The following is a 20,773-nucleotide window of genomic DNA, read 5'->3' as shown; positions in this document are numbered from 1 at the left end:
CGGGGGAATGATGATGGTTCAACATTTGCGGGTCAAAGACAGCTTGTTGCGAAATGTAAAGTCAGGACTGACCGCCATATTGTTAACAAGTCTGGTGCTTGCGGGATGTTCGTCTGGAAGTAAGAATGACACGCCGGATGCTAAGCCGAACGAGGCCGGGAAGGGTACAGCCACTGCAATCGGTTCATCGTATCCGCTAAATACAACCGAATCGATCACGTCATGGGAAATCTTGAACATGAATGCGGTAACCTTCTATTCCAACCTGGCCGATACGCCGTTTGGGAAAGCGCTTGCCGAAAAAACAGGAGTTCAGGTGGAGTATATTCATCCTAATGATCAGCAGACGGTGGAGCAGTTCAATCTAATGATCGCGTCCGATGAGCTTCCTGATGTCATTGAATACGATTGGACCGGACGAAGTGCGGGATCTTATCCGGGCGGACCGGAGAAAGCCATTCAGGACGGTGTTATCCTGGAGCTTAATGATCTGATTGATCAATATGCCCCGAACTTGAAGAAAAAACTTGAAGCGGATCCGGTGCTTGATCAAATGGTCAAGACAGATAGCGGCAAATATTATGTATTTCCCATGATTCGCAATCCATCCGGTCTCGTCTTCCGCGGTCCCATGATCCGTCAGGATTGGCTGGATGAGCTTGGTCTTCCAGTTCCAACGACCATAGAGGAGTGGGAGAAGACGTTAATTGCCTTTCGTGACGAGAAGGGTGCCAAAGCACCGCTAAGTGTCACTTACACCGGAGGGAACTTTGAGATTCGCGATGCTTTCATCGGAGCTTACCGCACCTCAAACTCCTTCTATGTCGACGATGAAGGAAAGGTGAGGTATGGTCCCATAGATCCGCAGTATAAAGATTTTCTGGCCTTATTCCGCAAATGGTTTGCGGAAGGATTGTTTGACAAGGACTTTGCGCTCACCGATACCAAAGCGTTGGACAACAAGATTTTGACCGGGCAGACCGGCGCAACGGTGCATCTTCTTAGCGGCGGCATGGGTAAATGGATGGATGCTATGAAGGCGCAGGATCCGAAATTCAAGCTGGTAGGAGCTCCGTATCCAACTCTCAATAAAGACGAAATTCCCTTTATCGGACAACGGGATTTCAAGTACAATCCGGGACCAAGCAAAGCCATCACAACCGCCGCCAAAAATCCGGAATTGATCGTACGCTGGCTGGATTATGCCTACAGCGATGAGGGCGCGATGCTCTACAACTTCGGCATTGAAGGGGAGAGCTACACGATGGAGAACGGGACTCCCGTGTATACCGATTTGATTAAAAACAATGAGAAATATAGTCTGCAGCAGATGGTATCGCAATATTCCAAGCCCAATGGACCTTACGAAGCGGATGAACGTCGGAACTGGAATACGTTCCCTGAGCAGGATGAGGCCGTGAAAGTGTGGGCGAAGACGGATGCCGAGAAGCATATACTGCCTGGCTTCCTGACGCCAACCGCCGAAGAAAGCAAGGAGCTTGGCAAGATTCTAACCGAAGTAAGCAACTATAAAGAGGAAATGTTTGTTAAGTTCATTGTCGGCAAGGAGCCGATGGAGAGTTACGACAAGTACGTGGAGCAAATCAAGAAGCTGGGGATAGAACGTGCGGTTGAGATCTATCAAAGCGCTCTGGATCGATACAACAGCAGATAATGAAATGCGAGGGGAATGGAGCGGGCTCTCATCCCCCTCACTAACTTAAATCTTCAATAGACAGAACATAAGGAGTGAGCACGGCATGGCGAAACTTCCGCCTCCGACACGCACGTCAATTCCTTCTAACTCGGCAGGCCTGAATCCTCGAAATTGGGGCTTGTTAAAGGACATTAGTAAAAATCGTTTCCTGTACATCATGTTAATCCCGGTACTCCTATACTTTGCGGTTTTTCATTATTTCCCCATGTACGGGGCGTCCATCGCCTTTAAGGAGTTCTCTCCACGTCTTGGCATTATGGGTAGTCCATGGGCCGGCTGGGAGCATTTCGAATCGTTTTTTAACGGCATCTATTTCTGGCGGGTCGTCAAAAATACGCTGTTAATCAGCTTTTATGAACTGCTATTTGGCTTTCCGGCGCCCATTATATTGGCGCTTCTGCTGAACGAGGTGAGGAAAACCGCATTCAAACGCACGGTTCAAACCATAACGTATATGCCGCATTTTATTTCGCTGGTCGTTGTGTGCGGCATTATTAAGGAATTCACGATGAGTGACGGGTTAATCAACGATATTTTGGCTTTTTTCGGATGGGAACGGGTCTCTCTTCTGCTGGAGTCTGAGTATTTCCGGACCCTCTTCGTAACCTCCGGAATTTGGCAGAACATCGGTTGGGGGACCATCATCTACCTTGCAGCCCTGGCCGGTATCGACCAGGAACAATATGAGGCCGCGAAGATTGATGGAGCCAATCGGTGGAGGCAGATGTTGAATGTGACTTTGCCAGGGATCATGCCTACGATTATCATCCTGTTCATTCTTGAAATCGGCAGGCTGATGAACGTCGGCAGCGAGAAAATCATCCTGCTCTATAACCCGTCAACCTACGATACGGCAGACGTGATCAGCTCCTATGTGTACCGGGTGGGGCTGCAGGAATTCAATTACAGCTTCAGTTCGGCGGTAGGGTTGTTCAATTCGGCCATCAATTTCACGCTTGTTATCGGCTCAAACTGGCTGAGCCGCAGAATGAATAAAACCAGCTTGTGGTAGGAGGTGAGGGGAATGGAATGGAGAGCTGGGAATCGATCGGTTGGTGAAAAGCTGTTTGATGTTTTGAATTACGTCTTGTTGACCGTAATCACCTTATGTACGTTATATCCATTGATATACGTGCTGTTTGCTTCCTTGAGCGATCCAACCCGTTATATGCAGCATTCGGGGATTCTATGGAAGCCGCTGAATATAACATTTAACGCGTACCGGCTCGTGTTTGACAATCCGATGATTATACAAGGATACCTGAATACGTTTTTAATCGTTTCGGGCGGTTTGGTGCTCAATATCACGTTGACCGCGTTCGGAGCGTATGCGCTGTCCCGTAAGGGTTTGCGTTATCGCAAGCAGCTGATGCTGTTTATCGTATTCACCATGTTCTTCAGCGGAGGTTTAATTCCGCTGTATTTTACAGTGAAAGGCCTGGAGCTCACCAATACGCTGTGGTCCTTGATTATCCCCCAGGCTATATCTGCTTTTAATCTGATTATCATGAGAACGGCTTTTGAGGCGGTGCCTGATAGTCTGGAGGAATCGGCAAAGATTGATGGAGCCAATGAGTTTGTTATCTTATTCCGAATCATGATGCCGCTCTGCATGCCGGTTATCGCCGTGATGCTGCTGTATTACGGTGTCAGTCACTGGAATTCATGGTTTCAGGCCATGATCTATTTGCAGGATCGCTCCTTGTACCCGCTGCAGCTCGTCCTGCGAGAGCTGCTGCTTCTGAATGATGCAAGCTCTATGGCAAGCGGAGCGAGCGGAGGAGAGGTTGCCGTTATCGGTGAAACGCTCAAGCATGCAACCATAATCGTAGCAACGGTACCGATTCTGCTGGTCTATCCGTTTCTGCAGAAGTACTTTGTGAAAGGCGCTCTAATTGGTGCCATTAAAGGATAACGACAGGAGGATATGATGAATAAATTAAAGATTCAACATGAACTCGACTTGGATATGTGGTGGAACGCTGCTCGGATGAAGGTGGATCGGATGCTGGCTAGGGAGCCTGAACTTGCACCCCATGCAGCCAAGGACGGGGAATACGACGGCTTGACCTTGGACAACTGGATATCGGGGTTTTGGCCGGGAATGCTGTGGATTTTTTACGATATGACCGGGGATGCGAAGTATAAGGAAGCGGCGTGGGAGTGGGATATACGGATGGAACGATTGACCTTGGAAGAGAGTCGCTTCCATCATGATGTCGGGTTTCAGTATTTGCCGACAGCCGTATTGAAATATAAGTTAACCGGAGATGCCGATGGCAGAAGACGAGGACTTGCGGCGGCTAACTTTCTGGCTGGTCGATTTAACTTGTCTGGCCAGTACATCAGGGCATGGAACAAGGATCTCCCGGGTTGGGCTATTATCGATTGCCTCATGAACCTGTCCCTCTTGTACTGGGCTTCCGAAGAAGGTGAAGACCCGAGATTCCGCCACGTGGCGAATGCTCATGCGAATATGGCGTTGGAGCATATGATCCGTGCCGATGGATCCACCTGTCATGTGGCCGTGTTTGATCCGGAAAGCGGGGAACTGCTGGAGTATAAGGGATGGCAGGGCTATGCCCCGGATTCCTGCTGGTCGAGAGGGAATGCGTGGGCGCTGTACGGGATGGCTAACGCTTACCGTTTTACGAACAACAAGGATTTTCTGTATGCCGCCGAGCGGGTAGCTCATCATTTTATAGCTTCCTTACAGGGGCACGGAGTGCCACCATGGGACTTCCGGGTACCGAATCCCGATACTGAGCCTCGTGACACCTCCGCAGCGGCCATTGCCGCTTCCGGATTGTTGGAGCTCGCTGCCTTAACCACTCCGGAGGTTGGGGCTGTATACCGGACTGCCGCTGAGCGAATCGTCCTGGCATTGTCGAAGGAGTATGCAGCATTTCAGGTCCATGAGCATGAGGGAATCCTGTTTGGCGGAACCGGCCATAAGCCAGCGGACACCAATATCAATGTGTCGCTAATTTATGGGGATTATTATTACATTGAGGCTCTGGCGAAGCTTCGGGGCTGGGTTCATCGCGTATTCTGATTGGTTATGGTTAGGGGCGTTAATATTCGAAGAGAGGTGAACGGATATGAAAACGTTAATAAACGCATTAAACCAACGGTATCACAGATTGATATGTATGGGGCTGGTCTTGATCCTATTGGTCGGAACACTGATGATGTCGCCTTCAGAAGCCCAAGGGGCATCAAGTGATGCAGGAGGGAGCAGCATGAACCGAATCGAGAGCATGGTAACGGCAAGCAGCCACCAACCGGGCACGAACTATGTACCTGGTAATGTATTGGATGGGGTATGGGGCGAGGACGCGGAGAGCCAACAAAGCCGCTGGTCCGCATCGGGACAAGGTCAATGGCTGCAGTTTGATCTAGGTACGGAACAAACCGTTACTTATTTGAACATTGCGTTTCTGAATGCTAGAGAGCGTCAGTCCAGCTTTGAGATATTAGCTTCGAATACTGAAGATTTCCAATCCAGCACCGTTGTTTTTGAACGACAGTTCAGCCGGCAGCTGAAACCGGAAGATAGCGTCATGCAAACCTATGTATTACAGCCTACGGTGAAGGCAAGGTATTTGCGGTTGATCGGATATGGCAATAATGCCAGCGGCAGCTCGGGAAACTGGAACAGTATCATGGAAGTAGAGCTTTACGCAGGAAAAGTGCCGGGTGAATCACCGGAAGAGCCGCAACCACCGCTTCCACCAAACGCTGGCGAAGTGAAGGAGGAAGATGTAAAGCCTCCGGAGATGAAGCGCGTCTCGGTCAGCACGGCGGAACAATTGCAGCAGGCGCTGGATCAGGCTGTGGCTGGTACGCTGATTGAACTGAAGGATGGGACATACGAACAGAACGGTCCGTTTGTTGTGAAGGATAAACATGGCTCTGCCGTCTATCCGATTGTGATTACAGGGAAGTCCGGGAAGGCAATTATTAGCGGGAATAGCTACTTGCACATCGAAAATTCAAGTTATGTTGAGGTCAGCGGACTTACGTTCCGGAACGGAATCGGCGATGAGAATGGAAAACAGACCTTGATGGAACGGGGTTTGGCGCATCGGGCGCTCACCGGAGTTCATCCTGGGATTCAGCTGGAAAGCTCCAGCCGAATCTCTATTTTGGGCAACACCTTTGCCTTGGATGAAACGGGTCAGCCCTACCGATTTAAAGCTCAAAACCGATATGTATGGTGCCTGCTCAATGTGGAGAACAGCTGCCGGTACAGTGAAGAGCGGTATAATCCGAACGGAGAAGTGTATAAGGGTTTAACGCCATTTGAAGATCCGAAACTCATGACCGATAATGGCACGCACAGACATTACATCCGTGTTGAAGGAACGAGCAGCCATAACCGGATCGCTTATAATGATATTGGACCGAAGAAAGGTTTTGGCGCAGTCCTGATCTATGATGGCGAAGGGCATAGCGGACAGCATATATCGCAATACGACGTCATCGAGTATAACTATTTTCACGACATTGGTCCCCGGGTAACCAACGGGTTGGAAGCCATCAGGCTCGGGCTTTCCAGTACCTCGCTCGCATCCGGTTATATTACGGTTCAGTACAATTTATTTGACGGCTTTAACGGTGAAGATGAAGTGATATCGGTGAAGAGCAGCGACAATATCATTCGGAACAACACGATTCGTCATTCATACGGCGGAATTGTGTCTCGGCATGGAAACCGTAACAGCTTCTACGGTAACCATCTGATGGGGGATGGGGTGACACCCGGCAGCAGCGGGTTCCGGATCTACGGCAATGATCACAAAATCTACAACAATTACATGGAAGGCCTTACGGACAAAGTGATTCGTCTTGATGGCGGAACACATGACGGCGGACCGGAAGGCAGTACGAATCCAATCGTTCGTTGGGGTGGAAACCAAGAGCAAACTGCAAGGCTTGGCGATCTGCCGGCTGAACAAAGAACGGAACTTCTGCGTGGACATTGGCGGCAGTATAACGTTCAAGTCTACAATAATACCATCGTGAATGTCGGCAATCAAACAACGACTTTCAATCTGGGCGGCAGAACCTATCAGCCTGTTGGTACAAAGATTTATAACAATCTAATATTTAGCCATGCAGGTAGCATGTTTCATGAAACCGATGCGGTGATCCAAGCACCCGACCAGGATCGGGCTGTGTACAAGGGAAATATGCTCTCGGGGAATGCACCGATCTCGAACAATCCCATCGTGGACAGAGAGATGACCAAACAAGATCTCCATTTGGTGCGCAGTATGGACGGCCTCATCCGATTATCCATCTTTAGCCCAGCCGTTGACACTGCCCTGGCTCCTTATGCTGCAGCGGAAGACATGGATGGACAGCTTCGGTATATCCCGGACGTGGGTGCAGATGAGTATGCTCCAGGCAAGCAGCGAGCCAATCCCCCGCTTTCCGTCCATGATGTAGGCCCGGATGCTTGGATGAAATGAAGGTGAGTATTTTTACGACAAACGTCAGCATCATTCTGCCTTCATCCCGATTCTTCGAACTTTGGACGTCACACGGTAATCAAAGGTTACGTTTTTATAGATTTCGCCCCATTGCTCCGCAGATTTTACATGGCTTTTCCAATACGATGGTTTTTTTGCTCTTACCAATTCGCCGAATCCGAATATATCGGATTCTTTTTTTTGCGTCTTTTGGATTAACCCGATTAATAATTGTTTAACGGAATGCTCATTCTCGCGTGCTATTTCCTCCAGAATTTTCGTGCTGTTGATCGAGATGGTATCTGTGTTTTTTTCTTCGACATTAACCTCTGTCATCGCCGTAATCGTAAAATGGGGAGCTCCGTTCTTGATATCGACTTTAATTTCCGACTCCCGGTTCGTCGCATGGATCGTTACGACTTGTGAATCGTTCCCAATATGAATAATTCCGCGGTATCCTGCGGGACTAATTCCCTTGATGACCAGGTACCCCGCAATTTCAAACGGTTTTGTCACGCCTACCATTTTGGCCCCTTTAAAAAAAGCCATTCCGCTGATTTCCACGTTATCTCCCTTCATGATTTTGATATAAGGCAGAAATCCTTCCTGGCCTTTCTTTGAAGAATTGCTCCAGAACGTCCCAACGTAGTTACTTGGAAATTTGCCTTGTTTTACGGCATCGTCCAATGTGGATGCTAGATACAGCGCCGGGACACGCTCCAATTTGGGTGCTGCCTGCATATGATTTTTGGCCTTCCCTTTTGACACCATCAACCAGGCCATTCGGCGAACTTCTGCGTTGCGATGAAGATAGTCGTTCAAATTTTGTAATCCTTTTCTGGCAAACTCTTCTGATACGACAATGACGCGCAGATGGCCAAAAAACAATTTGCCTGATATTTGCTGCTGTAAATTCATCATGGCGTCGTCGACGGTGTGTCCAACAACATCAAGTACCCAGACCGTTTCCTGCTCGCCTTCTCCCGAACCGCCGCCTTCACCCGGCCCGAGTGGTATTCTGCCGGGAAGAGCAATTTGAACGGATAGTTGGATTAATTCCTGTTTTGGTGCCGGGTATTTCCCGCGTAGATGAGATATTTCATCCTCTCGAGCCTCAGCGTCCTTATCAGCCGTATCAATTGATATTCCTAGAACGACTGCGCGTTCTTCAATTTCCATCCGATCCCAGCAGCCTGTCAGGAGTGAGCAGGATAGAAGAAGGACAATCATGAATTTTACGTTTAGGTTAACGCTTATTCTTTTTCTCATTGAAATCCTCCTAAACTTGGTGAACATGCTCACTCACATCAGAGCTTTAACAAGTATGACACTTAGAAACAACGCAGTTCCGATCACGATATGAATCCAGCCCAGTATACGAGATACCTTCATTTCCTTGGTCATGTTCGATTGTTCATACTTATTTTTATCGATGAGCAGATTGAACATGCCGGACAACACCCAGATCAAGATGGCAACATCCAAATAACCGCTGTAAAGATTTCCGATCATTTGGACGCACCTCTTTTTTTACGCAGCATGGCGATGATAAGCAGCACTCCAGGATACACGATGGTTATCAGCAGACCGAAGTTGGATATCAAGCCGTTCACTTCATTCAATTGAACCAAGCTTTGGGGCAGCATGGCCAGAACGAACAGAATGGGCAGGATGAAGAAGGACATCATCCCGTGATCAGCTAATCGGAATAACTTGCTTATCGAGTAAATCGTAAAGTAGTAGCAAGAGAACAAGGATGTAAAGACAGCGGTTACCCAGACGGCAAGAAAGAGCGCATCCAAACGTTCCAGTACATTGGCAGGTAATGAAGTTGCTTTTGCCAGTTCCAGCGTCGGCCATAACAGCTTCTTTGTCTCTTCCGCCCCAAACACGCTAACCGTTGCCGTGACGATTAATATATACAGCACACCGGTAATCAGCATGGCCCATACGCTGGACCGCATCGCTCTTTCCGGTTTGCACATGGCAGGGATGACCATCATCATAATGAAGTATCCCTGGAACATGGTGGACAATGTAATAATGCCTGCCGGTATTCCTCGAATTTCGTTTCCTATCACTGGGAGAACATTAATCATGTCCGCGTTTTTTAACGACAGGGCAACGATCAACAGCGCAGGAATTAGGATAAAGGGGCTGTAGAATAAGTGAATGTAAGCAAAGGTCATGATATTTCGGCGTGAAGAAAAAGCAGCCAGGAGCAGCATGACCAATACAGTGACCTCGAGTGGCGTGTTTTTCAATACGGCTGTGACAACGACCTCTCCGAATTCTCTTGCAACAAGAGAGCATAAGACAGCAAAGAAAGCAATCGATATGAGGCTTCCGATTCTCCCGAGCCATTTGCCGATGATAACCTCGCTATACTCGATGTAAGAGTCATTCGGAAACCGCATGCCAAGCCGGGTCATGAAAAAAAGTCCGACAAACGCTAGCAGCATTCCCAAAAAAGTGACTAGCGGAGCTCCTGCATCCGCTGCCTTCACCGCAGCTAACGGAAGTGCAAGAACGCCTACTCCAACGATGGTGCTGATCGTAACGGCAGAAGCCTGCAAGACAGTGATTTGGCGCTGTTCTCTCATCGTTAACGCCCTTTCTCGTCGTTAGGATGGACGGGATCCATGATATGGGATGTAGAATGATCCACCTGTTCCTTCATTTGATCACCCAATCTTGTTTTGTTCATCGGATGGAGGAAAGAAGGCCGGTTCTTCATTTTCCACAACGGCCCACGGGTCAGGAGATCCCGCATGCCTTGAAAGTTGCCAGGCACAAATGGGCTTAAGTAGGGGACCCCGAACGATTTAAGTGACAATAAATGATTGGTAATCAAAATGATGCCAACCATGACACCATATAGACCGAAGATACCGGCTAAAATGATCAACGGAAAACGAAGCAGTCGAAGAGCCAGAGCCGCATTGTAGGCCGGGGTTGCAAAAGAGCCAATGGTCGTTAAAGCGATAATAACAACGGTTATCGGGCTCGCGAACCCGGCCGCTACCGCAGCCTGCCCGATGACGAGCACGCCGACAATGGATAAAGCTCCGCCGACCTGTTGCGGCAAGCGTATGGTTGCTTCCCTTAGAACCTCCATCGAGATTTCAATGACAAGCACTTCAATCACGGCTGGGAAGGGAACGCCGGCACGTCCGCCGGCAACGGCGACCGCGAATTCTGTGGGGATCAGCTCCGGATTAAACGATATAATCGCCACATACAGTGAGGGAAAAACCAATGAAAATACTAGAGCAACCAGCCGGGACATTCGAATCGCACTCATCAGGACAAAGCGTTCGGTATAATCTTCAACGGTCTGATAGAACTGGCTGAACACCGTAGGCGCGATTAAGGCAAGAGGGGAGCCGTCAACCAGAATGGCGACTCTCCCTTCCAGCAGATTCGCCACGACTTTGTCGGGCCGCTCGGTATACTGGATTTGCGGAAACGGAGACCAATGGTTATCTTCGATGAATTGTTCCAAATAACCGGAATCCAGAACGGCGTCGATTTCAATGGCATCCAGCCGTTTTTGAACTTCTTTTATGATGCCGGGATTGGTTATGCCGTCCATGTAACAAATGGCAACTTTGGATTTGGTCTTCGTTCCGATCTCCATGGATTTCACTCGAAAATCCGGTGTTTGCAGCCGATAGCGGAGTAGAGAAATATTCGTTCCCAGGGACTCTATAAATCCCTCTCTGGCCCCGCGAATGACCTGCTCCGTCGCCGGCTGCTCAATAGCGCGCTGCGTGATCTGCCGTGTGTCAATGATAATCGCCTCGTCCAGCCCTTCAATGGCTACGACGGATTGCCCCCTTAGCAGGTTGTCGGTAATAACGGAAATTTTTCTTTCCGAAAAACCCTCGCTATGATAAAGCGTATCTTTCATGATGGTTTCCATTAACGCATCGTGCGGGAGGTTATGAACGTCGATATGGCGCGGCCCATATTTAAGGGGCTTTAAAATCGTGTTATTGATGACGGCATGATCCGTCATATCGGAGAAATATAACAATACAGCCGGATGCTGCCCGAACACTTGGAATCCATATACCATAAAATCGTCACTATCACCCAGCACTTGCTTGATTTCGGATAAGGTTTCTTCCAGATTCACCGATATGTCCATATCCTCTGAGTTCTTCCCATTCGGATTGGCAGATATATTATTGCTATTGTTGGGCTGGTTCGAACCCGCCCATGTGGAAAATGACATTATACAAACACCTCTCCTGATTCAACGGGTCACAGCATTTGGATATTTTGCTTAAGTATTTCCTCTGGTTGTTATTTTTATCAATGAAAGCAATTGAATCGCATGTTAGGAGTCCGGTGCAGAGAAAATAATCTTGAAGGAAGTGAATAAACCGTGAAAATGTATTGTATTTAATATACGCATGCGATATATTGCATATAACAACATTAGTAAGGATGATTAAAACTATGCCTGTACCAAAGAATTTTGTCTCTCCCGTGCGGATGACCGCAAAGGAAAGAGCGTTCTCCCAAATTCAACGGTGGATTATCGATGGCACGTTGCAGCCCGGAGAAAAATTGCTCGACGCTGAATTGGCGGAGTCTCTTGGCGTAAGCCGAACGCCCATCCGGGAAGCTTTTCAACTGCTCGAAGTACAAGGACTCGTGTCCACGCATCCTGGAAAAGAAACAAAAGTTACAGCCATCGAGAGGGAAGATATCTTTAAGATGTATTCGACCATGGCTGCTCTTCAAGCATTAGCTGCCGAAGTGGCCGCTACCATTATTGTTCCGGAGCAGATCCAGCAATTGCGAGCGATTAATCTGGATTTTGAGAATGTCATGAAAAGCGGGCAAGTCTATCAAGCTATGGAGTTGGATGAGCAGTTTCATAACTTCATTGTGGAACTCTCCGATAATCCTTATGTCGCTGCATATAGCGCTTCTCTTCAAATGCATATCCGACGGTTTAAATACGTGTTCCTAAAACAACCGATCGCTGCTACACAAGCTTCGGTCGATGAGCATGCATCGATTATCAGTGCTTTCGAGCAGAAGGACAGTAATCGGGCACAGGCGATGATGAAACAAAATTTCATGCGTCCCATGCAGGAACTGCATGGATTACTCTAAAAAGACAGGAGAGGGAAGGATGACAAACAAAAAAGACTTGCGTATTCGCAGTAAAGTAATCAGTGAGGGTGTCAATCGGGTACCGAACAGAGCGATGCTGAGGGCTGTTGGTTTTACAGATGAGGATTTCAAGAAACCGATGATTGGCGTAGCCAGCACTTGGAGTGAAGTCACTCCGTGCAATATGCATATAGACAAGTTAGCCTTAGAGGCCAAGCAAGGGGTACGCAACCATGGCGGCGCCCCGCTTATTTTTAACACGATCACGGTTTCGGATGGCATTTCGATGGGACATGGCGGTATGCTGTTCTCCCTGCCCAGCCGCGAAGCGATCGCGGATTCGATTGAGATCGTGACAGGAGCCGAACGATTCGATGGTATCGTGGCGATCGGCGGTTGTGACAAGAATACGCCCGCATGCCTGATGGCGATCGGACGGATGAATATTCCTGCGGTTTACGTTTATGGCGGTACCATCCAACCCGGGAAACTCGAAGGCAAGAACGTGGATATCGTCACGGCTTTCGAAGCGGTGGGGCAATATCATGACGGAAAAATGACGGAGGAGCAGTTACATAAGGTGGAATGCAGCGTCTGCCCGGGACCGGGCTCTTGCGGGGGCATGTATACAGCCAATACGATGGCTGCTGCGGCAGAAGCCATGGGGATGAGCCTGCCCGGTTCCTCCTCCACACCGGCTATTTCACCTGACAAAGCAGCCGAATGCGCTGCGGCTGGAAGGCAGGTCATTTCGCTGTTGGAGCATGAAATCTATCCCAGGGACATCATGACCAAAAAGGCATTTGAGAATGCGATAACGGTCGTCATGGCATTGGGCGGTTCAACTAACGCGTTCCTGCATTTGCTTGCCATTGCTCATTCGGTTGGCGTAGATTTGACGTTAGACGATTTCGAGCGAATCCGTATGCGAGTTCCTCATCTCGCAGACCTGAAGCCAAGCGGACGACATGCCATGCAGGACTTAAACGAAGTGGGCGGCATACCGGGCGTCATGAAATTGTTGCTCGCCGAGGGACTTCTGCATGGGGATTGCCTGACGGTTACAGGCAAAACCTTGGCAGAGAATCTGGCGGAGGTTGCACCGTTAATGGACAGCCAGGAAATCATTCACCCTATCGATAAGCCGTTGAAGCCAAATGGGCCATTGGTTGTGCTAAGAGGTAACCTCGCACCTGAAGGTGCGGTTGCCAAAATGTCGGGTATGAAGAAGCTGCGTTTTGTCGGACCGGCCAAGGTGTATGACAGCGAGGAAGATGCAACCGAAGCGATCTTGAGAGATGAAATACGCAAGGGCGATGTGTTAGTTATTCGTTATTGCGGTCCAAAAGGCGGACCGGGTATGCCGGAGATGCTGTCGGTAACGGCTCTCATTGTAGGCTAAGGTCTCGGTGGGGAGGTAGCTCTGATTACGGACGGTAGGTTCTCGGGAGGATCCCATGGGTTCGTAGTTGGCCACGTATCGCCAGAAGCACAGGTAGGAGGGCCGATCGCGCTGCTGAAGAATGGAGATATGATCACCATCGACAGTGAAACGCAAGAAATGAACTTCGACGTATCGGATGCAGATTTCGCTGCACGGGCACAAGCATGGCAGCAGCCTCCACTCAAGGTTTCCACAGGCGTATTATACAAATATGCACGATTAGTGTCCTCAGCATCTAAAGGTGCGGTCACCGATTCAGCAGAATAAGATCATGTTCCAGCCTTAATGATGGGCTATTGCAAACAAGCTCTTGTGATTTCGCAAGAGCTTGTTTGCATATGAATGGACCAGGGCTATATTCGCAATGATCAGCAATTACTTTTGGATTCTCTGTATCGAAAAAACACAGGGAAGTGCTTTTGACATAAATAGATCAAAATGCTGGCAAAAAAGCATGTGGAGACTAAAAATTATGGCCAGGGTATGGTATGATTTTTAAATCATTATTTTTGCAAGCGTTATCATTAGAAGCGTACATATCGATTTACAATGTCCTGTTGGTCCTGTTCTTTACATCCAATACCAAGAAGGAGCAGACGATATTGGGAACATTCAAATCCAAAATACTCATTTACAGTTTACTGCTGGGATCTTTCCCGACGATTCTCATCGGATTTTTCTCTTATTTCATTGCGGCCAAAGATGTGGAGGAGAAGGTAAACGAGGGAAATATGCATCTGTTGAACCAGACCCGGATGAGGGTCGAGCAGGTGCTCGATTCCATGCAAAGAACAGCCCTGCAGTTTGAGAACTCCTCGCTGCTGAAGTCTGTGATGGACAGCAAGTTAAGCGGACAGGACTTTATTAAGGTCCGGGAACTGATGAAGGAAATGTTTAACCTGCAGACGCAGACCATATTAAATCAGGTGTATGTCGTTAATCTGAAGCATGAATGGGTCGTGGATTTAAATTCCCTCAAACCTCTGGAGGGATTGAACAAAACCGAGTTCGAGCGGTATCTGGATACCAATGAAAGCATATTCTGGGCAGCGGGCTCGGGAGAAATCTCGCAAACCGCGAATCCGGTGGAGACGGATCATTGGAACAGCGCCGAACAAACGGCAACAACCCTTCGGCTGGTGCATAAAATACCGCTGCTGTCGAAGAACGCGTCGCCGACGGGTATTCTGATTCTGCAAATCACCGCCAAAGATATCCGGAGCATGCTGGAGCCCGTCAATTTGCGGGCCGCCCAGTATATCCTGAACGAGCAGGGAGATGCATTCCTGTCGCCAGTTCAGGATCGTGAGGCTTACCGTTCGATCAACGGAGAGATTTCGGCAAGGATTCAGCAGTCCGATCAGCTCCAAGGTGCATTCCATGCGGAGAGCGAAGGTAAAAAGGTGAGCGTGCTGTATGCCAAATCGGAATATAACGGGTGGACCTATGTATCCGTCGTATCCCTGGATAAAGTAACGGACCAGACAGGAAACATTGCGCTGATTACCGCCGCCGCCTGTTTCGGGATTATTGTGACCGTGCTGATTGCTTCCTGGTTTGGCAGCCGGAGGATGTATTCTCCAATCCGCAGACTCCATGAGTTCGCGACGAACGTTCAGCCGCAGCAGGCCGATGACAACCGCAAAGATGAGTTTGAGTTCATTCGGGAGAGCCTGACCTCCCTTGCCGTTTCCAGAAACGAGCTGGACAAACAGATGAAATCCCAAACGGTCCATTTGCGAGAGTTCTATGTCCTGAAGCTGTTTACTGAGCAAATGTCCGGAGCCGATGACAAGTACGCTTCCGAACGCTACGGGTTTCCAACGGGCTGGGGAAGCCTCGGGGTGCTGCAGCTTGAGCTGGATAACCTTCAGCAGTCGCGGTTCCAGGAACAGGACCGGGAGCTTCTTCTGTTTGCGGTAAGCAATATCGTCTCGGAAACCCTGCCGGAAGAGGCCCGCTTCAGTCCGATCGTGCTGAATCATTCCCAGGTGACGCTGCTGACCTGTAAAGAAGAGGATGCCGAAGCCGGGCAAGCTTTGTTCTATGAGACCGCTCAGCACATCAAAACCAAGGTTCAGGAATACCTCGGGCTCGAATGCAGCATCGGCATCAGCCTTCCGTTCAAGCGGTTGTCCAATGCGAAGCGCGCCTATAAAGAAAGCAGCCAGGCACTCAAATTACGATTTATTCTCGGATCGAACATCATCGTACGCTATGCCGATATTGTGGATCAAGGAAGTGCAGAGAAGACAGTATACACGAAATTAAGACTGATTGAAGAACAGATGATGCTTGCCCTTGAAGAACGGCAGCTTGAGAAGGTGGAGCAGCAGTTTCAGCGTTATTTGGATGAATTGCTGTGCAAGGACGGGCTTTATCAAGAGCATCATTTATTGCTGCTGCAGCTCGCGTCGAGGACCGTAAGCATAGCCCAGGAGCAGGGACTGTCGATGCAGCAATTATGGAATGGCGAAGAGGAGTTGAAGCTTCTGTTCAGGCTGCAGACACGAAGCGAAATTGCGAGCTGGTTCCACTCCAAATTGTTTAAACCTGTGATCGGGATTCTGGAGGACATGGCAGATAAGCAATTCGTAAGCATTACCCGCCGAATCGTGGAGATCGTGCAAGAGCAGTATGATAAAGACATTTCACTCGAATACTGCGCGGCGGTCATGAATTTTAATCCGGCTTATATCAGCCGGGTATTTAAGAAAGAGATGGGTGTATCCTTCAGTGAATACTTAAGCGAGTACCGAATGAATATAGCCAAAAATCTGCTGGCCACGACGGAGATGAAGGTCTCGGAAATCGGCCAGAAAGTGAGCTACACGAATATCAGCGCCTTCATTCGTACGTTCCGTCGGACATTTGGGGTAACTCCCGGCCAGTACCGGGAGCAGCATAGTGAAGAAGGTTAGCTTGAGAATGAGCAGCTCGATCCGAAGATGAAGACATACCCGGCTGCATGATGGCTCAATTTTGAGTAAGCCACCATAACAAGAACTTAATGGAGCTGTTCCATCCGTAGAATGTTCTGCGGTGGAGCAGCTTTTTTTCACGAAAAAGAACGCCCTTACGGTGCCATTATAAATATAGATTCGGGACCATTTATTTCATGGCTAATGTAGACGGCAAAGATCCTGTTCTTATCTGCATGTCATATGCGGCATATAGAAGGTGGAATACGGCATATGCCGGGGAAATGGTGAAATCCTGTAATCCTTGCTGGAAAGGCATTTACCGAGGGCTGGTGCGTGAAGTCATGAACGGAGTATAGCCGGACACGAGGATGGTGACGGATAATTAATCCATGAAAACGCATACAACAAAAACGATGTTCAAACAGGCAATGCCCATGCTTCCGAAGCGAGTTTTGTTCGAAGCTGATAAAGGAAGTAACGCTCACAAAACTAAGGGCATGCTTCCGATGTGAGTTTTGTTCGAATCTCATTCAAAGAAGTAACGCTTACAAAACTTTGAGGAGAGGTGCTATGAAAACAAATCAAGCTCCGGCGACAGTCGGCCCGCAAGTAAAGAGGGAACTGCGCCTGGAGAAACGAAAGCTCTTACTAAGGGATCTGGTCAGGGACAGGTGGATGTATCTGATGCTGCTGCCAGGCGTGCTGTATTTTATCGTATTTAAATACGTGCCGATGTACGGGGTGACGATGGCTTTTCAGGATTACAAGCCGCATACCGGGTTCTTCGGCAGCCCGTGGGTCGGGTTCAAGCATTTCGAGCGCTTTTTCAGCGAACCGCAGTTTTGGATGCTTTTTCGAAACACCATCATTTTAGCTTTATATAATCTGATCTTTTTCTTTCCGCTGCCGATTATATTGGCGCTCATGCTGAATGAGCTAAGGCGGGAGCGCTTCAAAAGGTTTGTACAAACCTTGATCTACATTCCGCATTTTGTATCCTGGGTTGTCGTTGTCGGTATTTTCTATATCTTGTTTACGACCGAGAACGGCATTCTGAATGAAATCATTTATCAGATAACGGGAGAGAAAATCGCATTCCTGCTGGAGAAGGACTGGTTCCGGACGATGATTGTGTCCCAGTCGATCTGGAAGGAAGTAGGCTGGGGCACCGTGATCTTTCTTGCCGCCCTTGCTGGCGTAGACCTGCAGCAGTATGAAGCCGCACGGATCGACGGAGCCGGACGCTGGCGTCAGCTGTGGCATATCACGCTGCCGGCCATCCGCAGCACGATCATCATTTTGCTTATTCTTCGTTTAGGCAACTTCCTGGACTCGGGCTTCGAGCAAATCTTCCTGATGATCACGCCGACAAACCGGGAAGTGAGTGAAGTATTCGATACGTATGTATACACCAAAGGGATGACGCAGGCACAGTACAGTTACAGCGCAGCCGTCGGTTTGTTTAAATCCTTTGTCGGATTGATTCTGGTTCTCGGTTCAAACTGGATGGCCAAGCGATTCGGGGAAGAAGGGGTGTACTAGGAGGATGCCGCGGATGCATTTTTTGAAATGACAGGAGGGAATAAACGTGCGTCAAGATCAAACCTGGGGCAATCGCCTGTTTGATATCATTAACCATTCGATTTTATTCATCGTTGCGATCGTGTGTGTTCTTCCATTCGTGTATGTGCTGGCGGTTTCGTTTGCCAGTCCGGCTGAAGTCGCCAAGGGTGGGTTGATTCTATGGCCCAAAGAATGGTCGCTCGTATCGTACCAATATATTTTCTCGTCCGACACACTGCCGCGAAGCTTGCTCGTTTCGATCTATATTACGATAGTAGGAACACTGATCAACCTGGCGTTTACATCGCTGATGGCTTATCCGTTGTCCAAGCCTCATCTCCGGGGCAGAAATCCCATCCTGCTCGGCGTATTGATCACGATGCTGTTTAGCGGGGGGATGATCCCAACATACTTCGTCGTGAACGGGTTGAATCTGACCAATACGCTGTGGTCCTTGATGATACCAAGTGCCATCAGTGCGTTTAACCTGATCGTGCTGAAGAATTTCTTCCAGCAAATTCCTGACGGGCTGGAGGATTCGGCTAAAATCGATGGCTGCAATGACTTGGGAGTTCTGATTCGAATTGTGCTTCCATTGTCGCTGCCAGCGATGGCCACGTTCGGTTTGTTTTACGCGGTTGCTCATTGGAACACGTTTTTTAATGCCATTCTATACATCAATGATAACGAGAAATGGCCGATTCAGGTTCTGCTTAGGGAAATCGTGATTTTGGCACAGAGCCGGGTAGGGGATTCCAGCTTCGACGAAATGGACGTGCAGCCGTTAACGATTCGTATGGCGGTCATCGTTTTTGCCACCGTGCCCATTCTGCTCGTGTATCCTTTTCTGCAGAAGCATTTTGCGAAAGGCGTCATGCTGGGCTCCGTGAAAGGATAACCGGTTGGATGCGCTTTCTTCCCAGTAAGAGGGGTTCCAATAGAAATGAATATGATGGAGGGCTAAAGATGAAGAAAAGATGGATGACAACCGTTATGGCAATGCTGGCGGGGATGATGGTTGTAACGGCTTGCGGAGACAAAAGCGGCGGGAGCGGGGTCAATGGCGACGGACCTTATCCGCTCACCCTGGTGGTTAATCAGGTTGGGGAAATACCCGACCCGAAAAATCAGATGGAGGAAAAAATACGCGAATATACAAATACGGATTTGCGGATTCAGTGGATCCCCTACTCTGCATACGACGAGAAGGTTAACGTCATGGTCGCTTCCAATGAGCTTCCGAAGCTGATCAAGCTGAACTATACGCCAACGACGATCAGCTCACTCGAAGCCGATCTGTTCTGGGACATCACATCCCATTTGAAAAATTACCCGAATTTGGCCGCGCAGCCGCAGGCCTATTACGACAACATCAGCGTGAACGGAAAAGTGTACGGCATCCCCCTGTTCCGGGACATGGGCCGGGCGATCGTCAGCTACCGCAAGGACTGGCTCGATGCAGCAGGCTTGAAGGAGCCTGTCACTCTGGATGATTGGTATGAAATTATCCGTTACAGCACGGAGGAGGATCCTGATGGCAACGGAAAAAGGGACACCTACGGAATGATGCTCGACAAAGGCTATAACCAGGGTACAGCATCGACCTTGACCCGGCTTGCCGTTTCGCAAGGTGCACCTAATAAATGGGGCATCGACGAGCAAGGCAATTTCTATCCGGAGTTCGTATCCGAGCAGTTCTTCGATGTCATGAAGCTGTTTAGAAGATTATATGAAGAGAAGCTGATTAATCAGGATTTCGCCGTGGTTGATTCCTCCGAGCTCAATAAGGTGTATGAATCGGGCCGCGCGAATATCCGGATCTCCGGCGGTAACGGTCAATCGCTGCAAACCAAGCTGGAGAAGGTTGTTCCGGAAGCGGTTGTCGACGTATCTCCACTGCAAGGTCCAGAAGGCATTCGCGTTCCGGGGGAAAGCGGAAATACCGGCTTCCTGGCAATCCCGAGATCGACGGTCAAGTCTGAAGAAGAGCTGGCAAAAGTGCTGACCTTCGTTGACAAGCTGCTGGATCCCGAGATGGTCAATGTTATTAACAAAGGCATCGAAGGCGTGCATTACAAAGTCGAAGGAGATTATACCGTAACGATCGATGCGGATAAGGACGCTCAAGAAGTCAAGCCTTATCGCGATACGTTTCCACAACGGGGCGATTTGTACAACATGGAGAAGAAACCGAAAGGAACGGAGCTGTTCAACAAGAACAAACAAATCGTGTATGAGAACGAGAATTACATTGTACCGAATCCGGCGCTTACCCTGAAATCGACGACTTACAATGAACGCGGCGGAGAGCTGGAGCAGATCATCACCGATGCGCAAACCAAGTTCATTATGGGGCAGATTGACGAGGCCGGCTGGAAGGCGGAAGTGGAGAGATGGCGTAAGAGCGGCGGAGATCAAATGGCTGCAGAATATAAAGAATCTAACACGACTCAAAAATAGCAGTCATTGAGGAGCATGTAAACGAGAGACAAAGCTGGCAAGTAAAAGGAAGTGC

General features: G+C 48.9%; 14 protein-coding genes and 1 pseudogene. 11 read left to right on the top strand and 4 right to left on the bottom strand.

The window, feature by feature from the left end:
- Positions 1 to 7 precede the first annotated feature (7 nt).
- The 5 genes from M4D81_RS15925 (at position 8) to M4D81_RS15905 (ending at position 7,194) form a co-directional block, all read left to right on the top strand.
- Complete coding sequence (locus M4D81_RS15925; RefSeq protein WP_260067247.1) at positions 8 to 1,675, top strand: extracellular solute-binding protein; 1,668 nt, start codon at positions 8 to 10, stop codon at positions 1,673 to 1,675.
- An 85-nt stretch (positions 1,676 to 1,760) separates the two neighbouring features.
- Positions 1,761 to 2,729: an ABC transporter permease gene (locus M4D81_RS15920; RefSeq protein ID WP_260067246.1), complete on the top strand. Its 969-nt coding sequence runs from the start codon at positions 1,761 to 1,763 to the stop codon at positions 2,727 to 2,729.
- A 12-nt stretch (positions 2,730 to 2,741) separates the two neighbouring features.
- Positions 2,742 to 3,632, top strand: coding sequence for a carbohydrate ABC transporter permease (locus tag M4D81_RS15915; RefSeq protein ID WP_260067245.1), 891 nt, complete (start codon positions 2,742 to 2,744; stop codon positions 3,630 to 3,632).
- A 12-nt stretch (positions 3,633 to 3,644) separates the two neighbouring features.
- Complete coding sequence (locus M4D81_RS15910; protein ID WP_311200663.1) at positions 3,645 to 4,772, top strand: glycoside hydrolase family 88 protein; 1,128 nt, start codon at positions 3,645 to 3,647, stop codon at positions 4,770 to 4,772.
- A gap of 187 nt (positions 4,773 to 4,959) precedes the next feature.
- A complete protein-coding gene (locus tag M4D81_RS15905) occupies positions 4,960 to 7,194 on the top strand; it encodes a chondroitinase-B domain-containing protein (RefSeq protein ID WP_260067244.1) in 2,235 nt (744 codons plus the stop codon).
- 30 nt (positions 7,195 to 7,224) lie between these two features.
- On the opposite strand, the gene M4D81_RS15900 is transcribed toward M4D81_RS15905, so the two are convergent.
- The 4 genes from M4D81_RS15900 to M4D81_RS15885 are packed head-to-tail and all read right to left on the bottom strand — an operon-like array spanning position 7,225 to position 11,434.
- Entirely contained in the window at positions 7,225 to 8,463 is a 1,239-nt protein-coding gene (locus M4D81_RS15900) for a Ger(x)C family spore germination protein (RefSeq protein ID WP_260067243.1), read from the bottom strand.
- Positions 8,464 to 8,496: 33 nt separating this feature from the next.
- A complete protein-coding gene (locus tag M4D81_RS15895; RefSeq protein WP_260067242.1) occupies positions 8,497 to 8,706 on the bottom strand; it encodes a CLC_0170 family protein in 210 nt (69 codons plus the stop codon).
- The gene (locus M4D81_RS15890; protein ID WP_260067241.1) at positions 8,703 to 9,797 is read right to left on the bottom strand and encodes a GerAB/ArcD/ProY family transporter; all 1,095 of its coding nucleotides are present in this window, start codon (positions 9,795 to 9,797) and stop codon (positions 8,703 to 8,705) included. The genes M4D81_RS15895 and M4D81_RS15890 overlap by 4 nt, the downstream gene beginning before the upstream one ends.
- Positions 9,798 to 9,799: 2 nt before the next feature.
- Positions 9,800 to 11,434, bottom strand: coding sequence for a spore germination protein (locus tag M4D81_RS15885; protein WP_260067240.1), 1,635 nt, complete (start codon positions 11,432 to 11,434; stop codon positions 9,800 to 9,802).
- Between the two features lie 227 nt (positions 11,435 to 11,661).
- Here M4D81_RS15885 and M4D81_RS15880 point away from each other — a divergent pair, with 227 nt between their 5' ends.
- The 6 genes and pseudogenes from M4D81_RS15880 to M4D81_RS15855 all read left to right on the top strand — a co-directional run bounded on the left by M4D81_RS15880 (position 11,662) and on the right by M4D81_RS15855 (position 20,718).
- Positions 11,662 to 12,327: a GntR family transcriptional regulator gene (locus tag M4D81_RS15880; RefSeq protein WP_260067239.1), complete on the top strand. Its 666-nt coding sequence runs from the start codon at positions 11,662 to 11,664 to the stop codon at positions 12,325 to 12,327.
- A 19-nt stretch (positions 12,328 to 12,346) separates the two neighbouring features.
- Positions 12,347 to 14,038: pseudogene (gene ilvD, locus M4D81_RS15875) on the top strand (dihydroxy-acid dehydratase).
- A gap of 335 nt (positions 14,039 to 14,373) precedes the next feature.
- Positions 14,374 to 16,692, top strand: coding sequence for an AraC family transcriptional regulator (locus M4D81_RS15870; RefSeq protein ID WP_260067238.1), 2,319 nt, complete (start codon positions 14,374 to 14,376; stop codon positions 16,690 to 16,692).
- A 573-nt stretch (positions 16,693 to 17,265) separates the two neighbouring features.
- A complete protein-coding gene (locus M4D81_RS15865) occupies positions 17,266 to 18,237 on the top strand; it encodes an ABC transporter permease (protein ID WP_194542445.1) in 972 nt (323 codons plus the stop codon).
- Positions 18,238 to 18,283: 46 nt separating this feature from the next.
- A complete protein-coding gene (locus M4D81_RS15860; RefSeq protein WP_260067237.1) occupies positions 18,284 to 19,156 on the top strand; it encodes a carbohydrate ABC transporter permease in 873 nt (290 codons plus the stop codon).
- Positions 19,157 to 19,224: 68 nt separating this feature from the next.
- Positions 19,225 to 20,718, top strand: a complete 1,494-nt coding sequence (locus tag M4D81_RS15855; RefSeq protein ID WP_260067236.1) for an extracellular solute-binding protein — start codon at positions 19,225 to 19,227, stop codon at positions 20,716 to 20,718.
- Positions 20,719 to 20,773: the final 55 nt, after the last annotated feature.

The sequence above is a fragment of the Paenibacillus sp. p3-SID867 genome (genome assembly GCF_025142895.1).
Lineage (GTDB): Bacteria > Bacillota > Bacilli > Paenibacillales > Paenibacillaceae > Paenibacillus_AQ.
Note: the sequence above shows the minus strand (reverse complement) of the source record. Positions and strands in the feature narration are given on the sequence as shown.

Bases quoted from the DNA above. Each gene is read 5' to 3' on its own strand.
- M4D81_RS15925 (WP_260067247.1), top strand. From the start codon at position 8: ATGATGATGGTTCAACATTTGCGGGTCAAAGACAGCTTGTTGCGAAAT.
- M4D81_RS15920 (WP_260067246.1), top strand. From the start codon at position 1,761: ATGGCGAAACTTCCGCCTCCGACACGCACGTCAATTCCTTCTAACTCG.
- M4D81_RS15915 (WP_260067245.1), top strand. From the start codon at position 2,742: ATGGAATGGAGAGCTGGGAATCGATCGGTTGGTGAAAAGCTGTTTGAT.
- M4D81_RS15910 (WP_311200663.1), top strand. From the start codon at position 3,645: ATGATGAATAAATTAAAGATTCAACATGAACTCGACTTGGATATGTGG.
- M4D81_RS15905 (WP_260067244.1), top strand. From the start codon at position 4,960: ATGAACCGAATCGAGAGCATGGTAACGGCAAGCAGCCACCAACCGGGC.
- M4D81_RS15900 (WP_260067243.1), bottom strand. From the start codon at position 8,463: ATGAGAAAAAGAATAAGCGTTAACCTAAACGTAAAATTCATGATTGTC.
- M4D81_RS15895 (WP_260067242.1), bottom strand. From the start codon at position 8,706: ATGATCGGAAATCTTTACAGCGGTTATTTGGATGTTGCCATCTTGATC.
- M4D81_RS15890 (WP_260067241.1), bottom strand. From the start codon at position 9,797: ATGAGAGAACAGCGCCAAATCACTGTCTTGCAGGCTTCTGCCGTTACG.
- M4D81_RS15885 (WP_260067240.1), bottom strand. From the start codon at position 11,434: ATGTCATTTTCCACATGGGCGGGTTCGAACCAGCCCAACAATAGCAAT.
- M4D81_RS15880 (WP_260067239.1), top strand. From the start codon at position 11,662: ATGCCTGTACCAAAGAATTTTGTCTCTCCCGTGCGGATGACCGCAAAG.
- M4D81_RS15865 (WP_194542445.1), top strand. From the start codon at position 17,266: ATGAAAACAAATCAAGCTCCGGCGACAGTCGGCCCGCAAGTAAAGAGG.
- M4D81_RS15855 (WP_260067236.1), top strand. From the start codon at position 19,225: ATGAAGAAAAGATGGATGACAACCGTTATGGCAATGCTGGCGGGGATG.